Origin of the sequence: Halanaerobium saccharolyticum (assembly GCF_004362045.1) — a bacterium.
Taxonomy (GTDB): domain Bacteria; phylum Bacillota; class Halanaerobiia; order Halanaerobiales; family Halanaerobiaceae; genus Halanaerobium; species Halanaerobium saccharolyticum_C.
Genome location: NZ_SNWX01000018.1, coordinates 1 through 13,891 on the forward strand (window position 1 = coordinate 1; position 13,891 = coordinate 13,891).

Annotated in this window: 14 protein-coding genes and 2 riboswitches; of the genes, 12 read left to right on the forward strand and 2 right to left on the reverse strand. The window is 37.6% G+C overall.

Annotated elements, in window-relative coordinates; translation table 11 throughout:
• The first annotated feature begins 92 nt into the window (after positions 1 to 92).
• Positions 93 to 179: riboswitch (cyclic di-GMP riboswitch) on the forward strand.
• Positions 180 to 211: 32 nt separating this feature from the next.
• The 5 genes from DFR79_RS10550 to DFR79_RS10570 all read left to right on the forward strand — a co-directional run bounded on the left by DFR79_RS10550 (position 212) and on the right by DFR79_RS10570 (position 3,738).
• The gene (locus DFR79_RS10550) at positions 212 to 862 is read left to right on the forward strand and encodes a hypothetical protein (RefSeq protein WP_133515457.1); all 651 of its coding nucleotides are present in this window, start codon (positions 212 to 214) and stop codon (positions 860 to 862) included.
• Between the two features lie 208 nt (positions 863 to 1,070).
• Positions 1,071 to 1,601: a hypothetical protein gene (locus tag DFR79_RS10555; protein WP_133515458.1), complete on the forward strand. Its 531-nt coding sequence runs from the start codon at positions 1,071 to 1,073 to the stop codon at positions 1,599 to 1,601.
• Positions 1,602 to 1,643: 42 nt separating this feature from the next.
• Positions 1,644 to 2,060, forward strand: a complete 417-nt coding sequence (locus DFR79_RS10560; RefSeq protein ID WP_133515459.1) for a curli assembly protein CsgF — start codon at positions 1,644 to 1,646, stop codon at positions 2,058 to 2,060.
• Between the two features lie 28 nt (positions 2,061 to 2,088).
• Complete coding sequence (locus tag DFR79_RS10565; protein ID WP_243727777.1) at positions 2,089 to 2,862, forward strand: CsgG/HfaB family protein; 774 nt, start codon at positions 2,089 to 2,091, stop codon at positions 2,860 to 2,862.
• A gap of 270 nt (positions 2,863 to 3,132) precedes the next feature.
• Positions 3,133 to 3,208, forward strand: a riboswitch (cyclic di-GMP riboswitch).
• Positions 3,209 to 3,219: 11 nt separating this feature from the next.
• On the forward strand, positions 3,220 to 3,738 hold the full coding sequence (locus DFR79_RS10570; RefSeq protein ID WP_133515461.1) for a hypothetical protein: 519 nt from the start codon (positions 3,220 to 3,222) through the stop codon (positions 3,736 to 3,738).
• Between the two features lie 43 nt (positions 3,739 to 3,781).
• On the opposite strand, the gene DFR79_RS10575 is transcribed toward DFR79_RS10570, so the two are convergent.
• Both DFR79_RS10575 and DFR79_RS10580 read right to left on the reverse strand, forming a co-directional pair.
• Positions 3,782 to 4,000: a DUF3006 domain-containing protein gene (locus tag DFR79_RS10575; RefSeq protein ID WP_133515462.1), complete on the reverse strand. Its 219-nt coding sequence runs from the start codon at positions 3,998 to 4,000 to the stop codon at positions 3,782 to 3,784.
• Between the two features lie 57 nt (positions 4,001 to 4,057).
• A complete protein-coding gene (locus DFR79_RS10580; RefSeq protein ID WP_133515463.1) occupies positions 4,058 to 5,194 on the reverse strand; it encodes an MBL fold metallo-hydrolase in 1,137 nt (378 codons plus the stop codon).
• A 165-nt stretch (positions 5,195 to 5,359) separates the two neighbouring features.
• On the opposite strand from DFR79_RS10580, the gene DFR79_RS10585 reads away from it, so the two are divergent.
• The 7 genes from DFR79_RS10585 to larA all read left to right on the forward strand — a co-directional run bounded on the left by DFR79_RS10585 (position 5,360) and on the right by larA (position 13,814).
• Positions 5,360 to 6,178, forward strand: a complete 819-nt coding sequence (locus tag DFR79_RS10585) for an MBL fold metallo-hydrolase (RefSeq protein WP_133515464.1) — start codon at positions 5,360 to 5,362, stop codon at positions 6,176 to 6,178.
• A gap of 17 nt (positions 6,179 to 6,195) precedes the next feature.
• Positions 6,196 to 6,906: a FadR/GntR family transcriptional regulator gene (locus DFR79_RS10590; RefSeq protein ID WP_133515465.1), complete on the forward strand. Its 711-nt coding sequence runs from the start codon at positions 6,196 to 6,198 to the stop codon at positions 6,904 to 6,906.
• A 574-nt stretch (positions 6,907 to 7,480) separates the two neighbouring features.
• Positions 7,481 to 9,151, forward strand: a complete 1,671-nt coding sequence (locus DFR79_RS10595; protein ID WP_133515466.1) for an L-lactate permease — start codon at positions 7,481 to 7,483, stop codon at positions 9,149 to 9,151.
• Positions 9,152 to 9,185: 34 nt separating this feature from the next.
• Complete coding sequence (locus tag DFR79_RS10600; protein WP_133515467.1) at positions 9,186 to 10,022, forward strand: electron transfer flavoprotein subunit beta/FixA family protein; 837 nt, start codon at positions 9,186 to 9,188, stop codon at positions 10,020 to 10,022.
• A 12-nt stretch (positions 10,023 to 10,034) separates the two neighbouring features.
• On the forward strand, positions 10,035 to 11,033 hold the full coding sequence (locus tag DFR79_RS10605) for an electron transfer flavoprotein subunit alpha/FixB family protein (protein WP_133515468.1): 999 nt from the start codon (positions 10,035 to 10,037) through the stop codon (positions 11,031 to 11,033).
• Positions 11,033 to 12,451, forward strand: coding sequence for an FAD-binding oxidoreductase (locus DFR79_RS10610; RefSeq protein ID WP_133515469.1), 1,419 nt, complete (start codon positions 11,033 to 11,035; stop codon positions 12,449 to 12,451). Before DFR79_RS10605 ends, DFR79_RS10610 begins: the two co-directional genes overlap by 1 nt.
• 82 nt (positions 12,452 to 12,533) lie before the next feature.
• Positions 12,534 to 13,814 (forward strand): nickel-dependent lactate racemase, encoded by a 1,281-nt coding sequence (gene larA / locus DFR79_RS10615; RefSeq protein WP_133515470.1) that lies wholly within the window; start codon positions 12,534 to 12,536, stop codon positions 13,812 to 13,814.
• The last annotated feature ends 77 nt before the right edge of the window (positions 13,815 to 13,891 follow it).

The window sequence follows — 13,891 nt, forward strand, 5'->3', positions numbered from 1 at the left end:
TTTTACTAATTCAATCTGAAAATTATGCAGTAATTTCAGTAAATTTAGGTCGATTTAAACTGATAAATTTTACTGGTTTAAACTGCAAGATGACATTATTGGAAGCAAAGAATTGTCATTTTAACTGGTCACCTATAATAAATGACGAGGAGCTAGTGGTGAAACCGGCCAAATAGGGACAAGCTTTAAATCCAATAAAGGGGGATAAACAATGAGGAAAGCATTAGTGATTTTACTAGCATCTATATTTGTACTGGGAATGACAGCGATGGTTGGTGCTCAGACGAGTGATGTTGATGTTGGACAGAGCGGTGATTATAATAATTTAGATATCTCACATCAACTAAAAGGACTTCCAGGGGTAGCAGATTTGAATGCTAACCAGAGTGGAGATCATAATAATGCAGATATTCATGCTCATATTCAAACACATGGGTTGTTAGATTTAGAACAGTCTGGTGATTACAATTCTGCAAATATCTGGGCTGGTTGGAGCAGAAATGTTAATATTCAAGTTGATCAATGGGGAAATAACAACTCTGCATCTGTAAATGTTGGTGGTTCTAACCAAGGTCACTCTACTGTGCTCCAGGGTGGAAACTGGAATACCGCAGTGATTAATAAAGATGGCTCAAGAGCAACTTGGGCTGAGATAAGACAGACTGGTAATAGAAATTATGCTAATATCCAACAGATAAATTCTAATGATGCTGTTGGTACAATTAATCAAACTGGTTATAGTAATGAAGCTAGATTATTACAAACTAATGTAAATGGTATGACTGGTACAATGGTAAATACTTCAATAACTCAAAGTGGAGATCATAATGATGTACTGGTAAACCAGTATTATACTCCATAGAAATTAATAAAAGAAAATGAGTTAGAAAGGGTAGCCTGAATTTCAGGTTGCCCTTATCTTCATTAACTATATTAAAAACAGTATTCATAACTTTTAGACTAACTTTTTATTTTAGATGACTATGAAATTATGTAATAAATAAAGCAAATATTTTATTATAATATAAATAAAGAGCTAATTAGTTAGCACATTGAAAGGGGGACAAACAATGATTAAGAAAAAAACAATATTACTAATAATTTTAACATTAAGTTTATTATTAGTTTTTACTCCGATTACTATAGCTCAAGATAAAGAAGATGAAGAGTTAGAAGAACGTCTGGAGTTAATCCAGGCTTCACAAAATTTAATGAAAGAAAAAAGAGTCATTGATCCTAAAACTCATAAATTAGCTGCTGTATTTACAACCTATGGAGAAGGAGATACAGTTATAAATACTGGCCTCAGAGTAGCTCCCCAGCTGGCCACACCCGGAGGCATGCCTTTGCGGTTTATGGGAGAACTATTTTACCTGCGTCAGGATGATGAGTTAGCGGGTTTTCTTTCTTTAACTATTGAACCTACACCCAGCATTTATTTAGGTGCCGGGGGAGAAGTTACTGATACAGCAGATTATCAGGTGTTTGCTGGTTGGAATATTACAGAAAATATATTTATAGAAGCAAGAGCCATCAATTCTGGTGGTAGTTTTAGTGACAGTGAGGTGGTACCAGTGGCCGGTTTCCAATTTAGTTTTTAATAACTCAATATAACTAAGTATATTATACGGGAGTGATAAATAATGAAAAAAGTATTTATTATTACTATAGCTTTTGTTATAATGCTGGGCTTAACATTTACTAATGCTCATGCAAATTATAATATGAGCTGGAATTTTCAAAAGTTTAATAACCCGAATGCAAGACAGGTGGCAAATAATAAGGCAAAAACTCAGGATGGACTTGTAGAAAGCCAGGAAGATGCGCTAGATCAATTTGCACAAAGTATGGAGCGTAGACTTTATAGTTCCGTTCAGAGTCAAATAATTGATGCAATTGAAGAAGGTAATATTGGTGATGTAAAGAATTTTCAAGCTGGTGATTTAGATATTTCAGTAACTGAAGCCAATGAAGAAGTCTTTATAGAAATAACTGATACTATAACCGGGGAGAGTACTATTGTTACCTATTCTAATAATTGGGGTAATTCATCAAATTAGTAAGCTGTAAATTTGGGAGGATATAGATATGAAATTAATAAAAAAGATAAGTATACTATTTCTTTGCCTATTTCTTTTTTTCCCCACTCTTGCACTAGCCCAGGATGTAGAGACTGAATCAAAAAAAGTAATGAATAAGATTCTGGCCAATGCCGAGCAGATTAAGTCTGCAGAAAAAAACGTGACAGCGGCTACCCAGCTTTTAGCTTCCCTGCCAGAACCTAAAAAAAAGCCCAGAATAGCTATTTATAGTATAGCAGATAAAACCGGGAAAGTAGATGAAGACGGTTCGCGAGTTTTAACTCAGGGAGCTACTGACATGATGATTACTGCCTTAAAAAGATCACGTCAGTTTAAAGTCCTGGATAGAACAAGGCTTGGAAATTTCATGAATGAACAGCAGCTTAAAAAAGAAGATAGACTTGCTAAGGGTGAAGGACCAACGCTTGGTAAACTATCAGGAGCAGATTATATTATTGAGGGAGCTATCACAGAATATCAGGTAGATAAAAAATCAGGGGGCTTTGGACTTACTATTGCTGGTACCGGGGGAACCAAACAATATGCGGTTGCCAGTACGGCCCTCGATATCAGGTTAGTTGATACGACTACGGGAGAAGTGGTTTGGTCTACCAGTTTAAAGGATGAAATTAAAGGACAAAAAATTGGTCTGGAATCATTCTCTTTTATGGGTAATAATATAGTTGAATTTGAAACAGGAAAAGGAAAACAGGAAGTGATTAATTTAGTTGTGAGGACTATTATAGAAGAGGCTGTGTTTGAATTAGCTCAAACTCTCTAAAAGACAGTTCTTTTGGTGAATTAACTTTTGAAAGGTTTGGGTGATAATATGCCTGTCTGGTTAAAATGCAAAAATTGTGGAGCTAAATATTATACAGCCAGGAGTATCAAGAAGGTTGATTCTCCAGTAATCTGTGATAAATGTGGAAATTCTCTAACGATAAAGAAGAAAACAGCAAAAAAGTGGGAAGATAAATCCCCTTAAAATATAACTTGACAAAAATTTACTTATCTTGATATAATACAGGTAGATAGAAGGGTTAATAGCTCTTTTTAATAAAGGTAAACTTATCGTGAGGTAGGGACACAAAGCTGAGGATCTCAACTTGAGATAGCCGGCTGCTAAAAGGAGGAAATAATGAAAGTTAAGGTTAGATTTAGTGGTATTATGATTTTTGTCTTTTTGTTTTTGTCTTTAAGTCTTTTAGCTACAGCTGATCTGGTTGAGGCGGCTTCTGATCAAGAACAGAAGCTCAAACGGGAAGCCAGAGTTTCAGTAAAGGTCAATATTCCTATTTTTCAGAGACTTGAGATAATCGAAAAGCCCAATATTAATTATGCATTTTTAATGGATAATTATAATGGCAGTAGAGAAATTGTTTTAGAAGAAGCTCTGACTATTGAAGTTTTAAGTAATGCTGACTGGCATCTGCGCTTAAATAATAGAAATTTAAATTCTCATGCTATGATCAGAAAAAGCGGCCAGAGTGATTCCGAATGGCAGAATTTAAATTCTACTACAGCTAAATTTAATGGAGAAAATGGTGAGCAGAGAATAACTTTTGATCTGAAATTTATTCTGGACCAGAGCTCCAGAGCTGCAGTTAATAATCTGGCTCTTGATTTAAGACACAGCCTTGCTCCGGAATTATATTAAAACAGAATTAAATTAAATTTTAATAAAAAAGAGCTGATATTTTTCAGCTTTTTTTGTTTTTAAGCTTATCTAAAAGGCTGCTGACTCTTTTTTCGGCAGCCTTTTTTTCATCTTCTTTAAGTTCAAAATTAATTTCTAAAATACTGCCTTCTGCTGTCTTAGCTGGAAGTTCTTCAACAGGCAGCAAAAAATTTATCTTTTCCTGAGGTCTAATTAAAAGTTTGGCCTTTCCATTTTCAATTTTATCAACTGTTACCTTCATCAAATCATCCTTTCCTTATTTTATGTATTTGTACCTGGTACCAAACGTCTACTTATTTCATTTTACTGTAATTTTATCATACCAGCGTCCAAATTTACCATCATCAATTCCATCAACTTTTTTTATTTCTTCAATTTGGCTAAAAAGTCCATTTTTCTGGCGGTAGTTTATAATTTTTTTGGCAGTTGCTGGTCCGATGCCCCAGAGTTGGTCTAAAACTGCAGCACTGGCAGTATTAATATTAATTAAATTGCTGCCTTTATCAGCCTTATTTTTGGATTCTGAATTTATTTTCTCTGCGGAAGTGTTTTCAGTTTCAGTACTGGTTTTTGTGCCGGACTTGCTATTATCTGCACTTTGATCAATTTTTACAGTATAATTTCTGCCGTCAGCGGTAACTACAATATTACCATTTAAATCATTTCTGAAAACTCGGGCCCCCTGTTCTTGATAAAGTGCTATAACCTCAGCTGCAGGGTGGCCGTAATGATTTTCTCCGACCTGAATTACTGCAGTTTCTGGTTGAATACTTTTTATCCAGCCGGCAAAACTGGAAGTACTACTTCCGTGATGGGGCACCTTAATTAAATCAACTTTGAGTTCGGGATTTTCGGCAAGCAGTTTTCTTTCTACTTCTGCTTCAATATCTCCGGTAAATAAAAAATTCTGCTGCCCAAATTTAAGCAGAAAGACCAGAGAAGAATTATTTAAATCATAATCATCTAAATTCTGATCAGGATGTAAAAAGTGGAGTTCACTCTCTCCGATTTTAAATTTGTCACCCCGGCGGGGAGTTTCAAAATTAATATTTTCCTGATCGATTTTGATTAAATAATTCTCATAGGTTTTAGAGGTATGGACTTTACCGCTGTCCAGCACAGTTCCAACTTTAAAACTGTCGATAATGTCTACCAATCCTCCAATATGGTCAGCATGAGGATGGGTGCTGATCAGATAATCCAGTTTTTTTAGATTTTGATCCCTGAGATAATTTATTATTCTGGCTGTAATTCTGTCTGCACGGTCACCACCATCTACCAGAATATTTTGTCCTCCGGCTTCTTCAATCAAAATTGAATCTCCCTGTCCCACATCAATAAAATGAATTTTTAAATTCTGGGCAGTAGTAGTCAAGCTAAAAATAAAGACTAGGGAAAGAAGCAGTAAAAATAAGGCCAATTTATTTTTATTCATAATTTTTCTCCTTTATGATGATTTTTCTAAAAAAATTAAAAATTATTTCTTATTCTATTATTTCTATATTTATACTGATAAACCTGCTTATTAATTGAAAAAGATCTGCCAGCGATGTATACTTATATTAAGAAAAATTTCTCGATTATCAATGGAGGTTAGATAATGGCCAGGAGATTAGAACTAACTATTCTGTCAGATAATACAGTTGAAAAAAGAAAATTACTTGCAGAACATGGGCTATCCATTTATTTTGAATATAATGAGCAGCAATATTTGTTTGACACCGGCCAGGGTGAAGTTCTGGTTTCAAATGCTTTAAAGTCAGGTATAGATTTAAAGAAAATTGATACTGTTTTTTTAAGCCATGGTCATGATGATCATACAGGAGGATTGAAAAAATTACTGGAAATTAATCCTGAAATTAGAGTTTTTGCTCACAGTGATGTTTTTCAAGCTAAATACAAAAAAGTAGATGCGGGCTTAGAATTTATTGGGATAAATTTAGCTAAATCTGATATTAGTAATTTTAGTGCAGCAGAAACTACAATTGCTGCAGCTGCCGGGGTTTATAACACTGGAGAAATTCCTGCACCTCGCGCCAGCTATCTGAATGAAAGATATGTAGTGGCTAATGAAGAGGGAGAAAAAATTGACCCCTTTGATGATGATACTTCCATATATATTGAAACTGAAAGTGGAATTGTAATTCTACTCGGCTGCAGTCATAAGGGTGTTAAAAATATAATTGACGAGATTAGAGGAGCTGTAGGCGATAAAAAAATTGCAGCTGTTTTTGGAGGAATGCATCTTAAGAGAGCAGGTAGAAAAGAAATCAATGGGCTGATAGAATATTTTAAAGAGCTTGATCTGGATTTGCTGGTGCCAATGCACTGTACAGGCCGCCAGGCAGCAGTTTTATTTAAAGAGGCTCTTGGAGATGTGGTTCAATTAGCTTCGGTGGGAGATAAATTTGAATTATAATTTTTGGAGGAAAGATAATGGAATTTAAACAGATTAAAAATAATAAAGTCTATGAACAGATTATTGAACAGATCAGAGAATTGATTTATGAGGGAGAACTAAAAAAAGGGGATAAACTGCCTTCAGAAAGACAATTAAAAAAGGACCTGGGGGTTAGTCGAGCTTCAATCAGAGAGGCCTTTAGTGCTCTGGAGATGATCGGGTTGATCGAAAGCAGGCCGGGCGAGGGAACTTTTATCCGCGACTCTTTTGATGAAGATTTTTTTAATCCACTTTCTCTGATTTTGCTTTTAAATGATAATGTAGCAGAAGAGCTGTTGGAATTGCGAAGAGTTTTAGAGATTGACTGTGTTAAACTGGCAGCAGAAAGAGCAACTGCAGCAGAAATTGAGGAAATGCAGTCTTATATAAATGATCTGCTTTCCAGTTCCGGTTATGAGGAAGAAAGTATTAAAGCAGATAAGATGTTTCATTATACTATAGCCCGGGCCAGTGGGAATAAAGTACTGCTGTTTTTTATGCGCTCGATTTCGGAGGCAATGGATTTCCATATTAAGAATACAAGAACTAAACTGGTCTCCAAAGAGGAAACTATGTCTAAATTTGCCAGACAGCATGAGCAAATTTTTAAGTCTTTAAAGAATCATGACCCGGAAAAAGCTGCAGCAGAAATGCGAAATCATTTAGATTATGTAGAAAAATTAATAAATAAAGAAATCGAAGGATAAATTATTAATTTGTTTAAATCAGTGAAATAAGACGTAAAATATAAAAATTATTAATAGCATATAATGTAAATTTAATAAAAATGTTGAATAAATATCTAAAATTCGCCTGTGGAGGCGGATTTTTTTGCTTTTAAATGTGAAAATAAAGATTTAATTGTTCAAATTTGCTGTATTTATAAAAAAGATTAACTTATATTTGATTGTTTAGTCTTTTTAACGGTTGTTAAATGTTATTAAATAGTTAATACTCAATTAGAGTATAATTTACAGCTTTTTAATAACTATTTCAATTTTTATGATAATTATGAATAATAGGAAGTCCCAAACAGAGGCAGGGGAGATGCTGTGAAATTTTTATTTATCAGACAATTGCGAAAAGTGCGAAATGAAGGCAGGTATAATGCTTTAAGTGTTGAAATAAGATAATAGAGTACTGATGGTCTGACCATCAAACAATTTGCTAAATGAGAAATTTGGAGGTGGAGAAAATTCTTATTGCTGATAATTTTTATTAGAACATCCTTCTTTATCTAAACTGTTAATTGTGATAGACAACTATTATAAGGAGGAATTTATGTTAGCTCTTTTAGCTGCTTTACCTATTATCATTGTTGGTGTTTTAATGATTGGTTACATGTGGCCTGCAAGTAAGGCAATGCCTTTTGGCTGGCTCAGTGCTTTAATTATAGCTGCCGTAGGCTGGGGAATGCCTGTTAAATGGTTATCTGCAGCCACAATTGGGGGAGTAATCAATGCATTTAGTATTTTACTTATAGTTTTTGGGGCTCTACTTATTTTACAGTTAATGAAAAAAAGTGGAGGAGTATATGGCATTTCTCATTCTATGACTTCAATTTCAGTTGATAGAAGAGTACAGGTAATAATTATTGCCTGGTTAATGGGCTCATTTTTCGAAGGAGCAGCAGGTTTTGGGACACCTGCAGCAGTGGCAGCACCACTTTTAGTTGGAATGGGTTTTCCACCATTAATCGCAGCAACTTCTGCCCTGATTGCAGATAGTACTGCTGTAACGTTTGGGGCTGTTGGAGTTCCTATCTGGGGAGGATTTGCTGCTCTAGAGAATTTAATTGAATTTCCAATCCAGTCGATGGGAAACTCAATTGGATTTACTCAGTTTTTACACAACATCGGTGCTTTTTCTGCCCTATTACATTTTTTAGTTGGTTCATTTATACCGTTAATTATTGTTTTATTAATGACCAAAATTGTAGATGGTTCATTTAAAAAAGGATTTGAAGTTTTACCTTTAGCCTTATTTGGTGGTTTTGTATTTACAGTTTTTCAGTTTTCAATAGCCTATTTTGTGGGGCCAGAACTCCCTTCTTTACTGGGATCTTTAATCGCCCTGCCCCTCTTTATTTTTGCAGTATCAAAAGGGTTTTTAGTACCGAAGGATAAATGGGATTTTCCTGCCCATGACCAGTGGGGAGAAGACTGGGAAGGTGAAATCAAAGCAGGTGAGCAGGATGTAGACGCCGCCCAAAAAGGGGTTAGCACTTTTAAAGCCTGGTTACCATATGCTTTAATTGGATTAATTCTCTTAGTTGGTAGACTGGAGTTCTTTAATTTAGCACCACTGCTAAAAAGCTGGACATTTGGCTGGACCAATATTTTTGGAACAGGTATCGGTAAAGTAATTACTCCATTTTATAATCCGGGAGTCTTTCCCTTTATCTTTGTTGCTCTCTTAATTCCGGCTTTACATGGACTGGACAGTGATAAAACAAAAGAAGCCTGGAAGGAAACATTTAAGATGATTAGGCCGGCTGCGATAGCGCTTTTCTTTGCTCTTGGTATGGTTTATATTATGATGAACTCTGGTGGAGCAACTGGGGAAAATTCGATGTTGATTGTGATGGCCGAATTTGCAGCAGCTACCATGGGTTCTGTCTGGTATCTGGTGGCCCCACTTGTTGGTATTTTAGGAGCCTTTATATCGGGAAGTAATACTACTTCGGATATTATGTTTGGTCCTTTTCAGTATGGAACAGCAGTGGCCTCAGGTACAGCAGTAACTCCAATTCTTGCTTTACAGGCACTTGGAGGAGCAGCAGGTAATATGATCTGTATTCATAATGTGGTAGCAGCAGCGACAACAGTTGGACTGGTCGGGAAAGAGGGACTTATTATCCGCAAAAACCTGCCGGTTGCACTTTTCTATGGTTTAACCGCCGGAGTACTGGCCTGGATAATTACAACTGTCTTTATGCCGGGTATATTTTAGTCTAAAATGAATTTTACACAGGGAGGTAAAGAAATTGAATATAGTTATTCCAATTAAACAGGTTCCAGAGACAAGTAATGTAAAAATGGATGAAGAGACAGGGACAATGAAACGAGAAGGGGTAGAAAGTATTATTAATCCGCTTGACCTTTATGCAATTGAAACAGGGATTCAGCTGAAAGAAGAATATGGTGGTAAAATTACGGTGATTACAATGGGGCCCCCAAGTGCTGACAAAGCTTTAAAAGAAGCAATTGCCATGGGCTGTGATGATGGTATTTTGCTTTCCGGAAGAGAGTTTGCCGGTTCCGATACCTGGGCCACCTCGTATGCCTTATCGGAAGCAATCCGCGAAATTGGTGATTTTGATTTAATTTTAGCAGGAGAAAGAGCGACAGATGGAGATACCGGCCAGGTTGGCCCGGGTATCGCATCCTGGCTTGACCTGACACTTTCCACCTATACCTCAAAGGTAGTTGATGTTAATTTAGTTGAAGAGGAAGAAGTGAATTATACTACTGTGGAACAGAATTCGATTATAGTTGAGAGAATGGTCGAAGACGGCTACGAAAAACTTGAGCTGCCGCTGCCGGCTTTACTGACAGTTGTTAAGGAAATTTCATTTCCCCGTCTGCCAACCCTGAGAGGAAAGCAGCGCTCACGCAAGGTTGAAATTCCACAGTGGAATTTAGAAAACCTTGATCTAAAAGAAGAATTTCTTGGCCTGCAGGGTTCACCGACCAGAGTGGTCAACATTGACCACCCCAAGGTGACCAGAGGTGGAACAATCATCGATGTCAGAGAAGATGGTAAGGTAGAAAAGGCAGTATCTAAGTTAATTGACTACTTAAAAGCAAAAGAATTAGTATAGGAGGGTATATAAATGGAGTACAAAGGTGTCTGGACTCTTGGAGAAGCAAGAGATGGGGAAATTAAAGAAGTATCATTTGAGTTATTAAGCAGAGGGCGCAAATTAGCAGATAAATTGGAGGAAGAACTGGTTTCAGTTATTCTGGGTGATCAGATTACAGATCAGCAGGCAGAAGAATTGATTAAAAGTGGAGCCGACAAGGTATTATTAATGAATGCTCCCGCTTTAAAAGATTTTATTGTTGAAAACTACAGTAATGTTCTGCAGGATTTAATAGCAGAATATAAGCCGGAGATCATTCTGGCAGCAGCAACTTCGATGGGGAGAACGGTGATGCCCTATGTAGCAATTAAAACCAGTGCCGGCCTGACAGCTGACTGTACTGAATTAGACATTGAAGAAGATACAGGTAATTTACTGCAGACCAGACCGGCGATCGGTGGTAATATTCTGGCCACAATTAAATCACCTAACCACAGGCCACAGATGGCGACTGTCAGACCACATTCAACCAAACCTGCCGAAAAAGATGAAAGTCGGACAGGTGAGATAGTACATCTTAAACTTGACAGCTCACTCCTGGATGGTCGAGTTAAAAAGCTGGGCTTCCGCAAAAATGAAGAGGATGCAGTTAATATTCAGGATGCAGATGTAGTTGCAGCTGGAGGTAAGGGAATGAAAAAAGGTGAAAACTTTGCTATGATTAGAGAGCTTGCCGGCTATTTTGAAGGAGCAGTTGGTGCTTCCCGGGATGCAGTTGACAGAGACTGGATCAGCTATCCCTATCAGGTAGGATTAAGTGGGAAAACAGTTACCCCTAAACTCTATTTTGCAATTGGAATTTCCGGAGCTATTCAGCATCTGGCTGGAATGAAAACTTCCGAAAATATTATTGCAATTAATGCAGATCCTGATGCAGATATCTTTAAGGTATCAGATTTTGGAATCGTGGGAGATCTTTTTGAAATTGTGCCTGAACTGAACAAGCAGCTGGCTGAGGAGGTTAAATAATGAAATATAATCCTGTAACTGAGGAAATTTTAGCAGAATTAAGAGAAATTGTTGGCGAAAAAAACGTAATGACTGATGAGGAAAAAATTGAAGCTTATTCTCATGATGAAACCCCGGCCGAACAGTATGCACACATGCCTGAGGTTGTTTTAACACCAAATACAGCTGAAGAAATTGCAGCAGTGATGAAGCTGGCTAATAGAGAACTGATTCCGGTAACTCCATCCGGTGCCCGCAGTGGACTTTCCGGGGGAGCTATTCCCGATCACGGTGGGATTGTAGTTTCAGTGGAGAATATGGATGAGGTTATAGAAATAGATTATGATAATCTGATGATGGTCTTAGAACCTGGTGTAATTACCAATAGTGTTAACGAAATGCTGGAGGAAAGTGGTCTCTTTTTTGCCGGTTATCCAATGAGTGTAGAAACCTGTTTTCTCGGTGGTAATATTGCCGAAAATGCGGGTGGAGGTAAAGCTGTTAAATATGGTGTTACCGGCCGCTATGTAATGGGACTGGAAGTTGTAACTCCAACGGGAGATATTGTTCAGCTCGGTGGTAAGCGAGTTAAAGATGTAACCGGTTATGACTTAAAACAGCTGATTGTAGGTTCCGAGGGTACATTAGGGATAGTAACTAAGGCAATCATCAAACTGCTGCCCAAACCAACTCAGAGGGTAGGACTTTTAGCACTCTTTAAGGATGAGGCAGCAGCGATTTCTACAGTACCCAAGATTATGACAGAAGGAAGAATTATCCCGACCAGTATCGAATTTATGGATAAGCTTTCGGTTAAGACTTCCTGTGAATATTTAAATGAGCATTTGCCCTATCAGGAAGCAGGTGCTATGCTTTTAATAGAGGTTGATGGAAATAAGGAAGATGTAGTTAATGCAGATAGTGAGACAATTGGTGAACTCTGCCTGGATAATGATGCAATTGAGGTTTATGTGGCAGATAACCACACCACCCGGGAGCGGATCTGGAGTGTGCGCCGGAATATTGCGGAAGCCTTTAAAGTGGTCAGTCCGCATCAGAGTCTGGAGGATATTGTGGTTCCAACAGCTAATATACCTAAATTAATGCCCTATCTTGATCAGATTTCTAAAAAATATGATATTCAGATTCCCTGCTACGGCCATGCGGGTGATGGTAACTTACATGCAACTTTAGTTAAAAATCCAGATCACTCAATGGAAGAATGGTATGAGATTGAAGAAGAGGCTCTGGTTGAACTTTATCAGGCTACTAAAGAACTCGGTGGTGCCTTAAGTGGTGAACACGGTATCGGCTCCAAGCGTAAAAAGTATATGGAAATGATGCTGGATCCGGCTGAACTTAATTTAATGCGTGGTATCAAAAAAGCTTTTGATCCAAATAATATTATGAACCCCGGTAAGATATTTGATTTAGAGTAAAAATCAAAGGGTACCGGGTACTTGGGAAATAATTCCATTTCCCAAGTACCCGGAGCCAATGAAAAAGGAAGTGAATTTTATAATGAAGCAGATTAAATTTCCTTTTGGAAGAGGGGAGTTAGAACTTGAAGTAGAAGCTGAGCGGCTGCAGGGAGTTTTAGTATCCCGGGCCCATCAGTTTAAAGCAGAAAAATCTGAGACTGAAATTGTTAAAGAAGCAGTGGAGAATCCAGTTGCCAGTAAAAGATTATCAGAGCTGACCCCTGGTAAAAATGAGATTGTAATTATCTCCAGTGACCATACCAGACCTGTGCCCAGCCATATCACAATGCCGGTCCTGATAGACAAAATAAGGAAGACAGCTCCGGAAGCAGAAATAACTATTTTGGTTGCAACTGGTTTTCATCGAGCTTCAACTGATGAGGAACTGCGGGATAAGTATGGTGATCAGATAGTTGACAGTGTAAACATTGAAATGCATGACAGCCGGGATGAATCGCAGATGGTAAATTTAGGTCAGCTGCCTTCAGGAGGAGATATGCTTTTAAATAAAACAGCAGTAGAAGCTGATTTATTAGTTGCTGAAGGTTTTATTGAGCCGCACTTTTTTGCCGGATTTTCCGGTGGTCGTAAAAGTGTGCTGCCTGGTGTAGCAAGTAAGACTACAGTTCTGGCCAACCACTGTGCAGAATTTATTGATAGTGCCAATGCCAGAACAGGTAATCTGGAAGGCAACCCAATGCATCAGGATATGCTGTATGCGGCAAAAGCAGCAGGACTGGCCTTTATTTTAAATGTTGTCATTGATGCAGATAAGAAAGTAATCAATGCCTTTGCCGGAGATAGAGAAAAAGCACATCTTAAGGGAACAGAATTTGTTGATTCTCTGGCCGGGGTTGATGCAGAACCTGCAGATATTGTAATTACCAGTAATGGTGGTTATCCTCTTGATCAAAATATTTACCAGTCGGTTAAGGGAATGACTGCAGCTGAGGCTACCTGCAAAGAAGGTGGAGTAATCATAATCGCTGCTGAATGTTCTGACGGTCATGGAGGCGAAGAATTTTACCGAACTTTTAAAGACATCGCAAGTGTCCAGCAGATTATGGATCAGATTCTGGCCCGGGGAAGAAAAGAAACAGTTCCCGATCAGTGGGAAACCCAGATTCTAGCAAGAATTATGCTCAAATTCAAAGTGATTATGGTCACTGACCCTGCCCAAAGAAATATTGTAGAAGAGATGGGGATGAACTGGGCTGCAGATCTTGATCAAGCAGTTGAGAAGGCAGAAAGCTTACTTGAAAGTAAAAAGCCTTCAATTACAGCAATTCCTGATGGGGTTTCAGTAATAGTGAGACAGTAAATTAAAATATATTACTAAAAAGATCTATATCTGTTATCTGTACCGGGTACTTGGAAAAAATTTCCAAGTACCCGGTA

Bases quoted from the DNA above. Each gene is read 5' to 3' on its own strand.
- DFR79_RS10570 (WP_133515461.1), top strand. From the start codon at position 3,220: ATGAAAGTTAAGGTTAGATTTAGTGGTATTATGATTTTTGTCTTTTTG.
- DFR79_RS10560 (WP_133515459.1), top strand. From the start codon at position 1,644: ATGAAAAAAGTATTTATTATTACTATAGCTTTTGTTATAATGCTGGGC.
- DFR79_RS10590 (WP_133515465.1), top strand. From the start codon at position 6,196: ATGGAATTTAAACAGATTAAAAATAATAAAGTCTATGAACAGATTATT.
- DFR79_RS10550 (WP_133515457.1), top strand. From the start codon at position 212: ATGAGGAAAGCATTAGTGATTTTACTAGCATCTATATTTGTACTGGGA.
- DFR79_RS10565 (WP_243727777.1), top strand. From the start codon at position 2,089: ATGAAATTAATAAAAAAGATAAGTATACTATTTCTTTGCCTATTTCTT.
- DFR79_RS10605 (WP_133515468.1), top strand. From the start codon at position 10,035: ATGGAGTACAAAGGTGTCTGGACTCTTGGAGAAGCAAGAGATGGGGAA.
- DFR79_RS10610 (WP_133515469.1), top strand. From the start codon at position 11,033: ATGAAATATAATCCTGTAACTGAGGAAATTTTAGCAGAATTAAGAGAA.
- DFR79_RS10595 (WP_133515466.1), top strand. From the start codon at position 7,481: ATGTTAGCTCTTTTAGCTGCTTTACCTATTATCATTGTTGGTGTTTTA.
- DFR79_RS10580 (WP_133515463.1), bottom strand. From the start codon at position 5,194: ATGAATAAAAATAAATTGGCCTTATTTTTACTGCTTCTTTCCCTAGTC.
- larA (WP_133515470.1), top strand. From the start codon at position 12,534: ATGAAGCAGATTAAATTTCCTTTTGGAAGAGGGGAGTTAGAACTTGAA.
- DFR79_RS10555 (WP_133515458.1), top strand. From the start codon at position 1,071: ATGATTAAGAAAAAAACAATATTACTAATAATTTTAACATTAAGTTTA.
- DFR79_RS10575 (WP_133515462.1), bottom strand. From the start codon at position 4,000: ATGAAGGTAACAGTTGATAAAATTGAAAATGGAAAGGCCAAACTTTTA.
- DFR79_RS10585 (WP_133515464.1), top strand. From the start codon at position 5,360: ATGGCCAGGAGATTAGAACTAACTATTCTGTCAGATAATACAGTTGAA.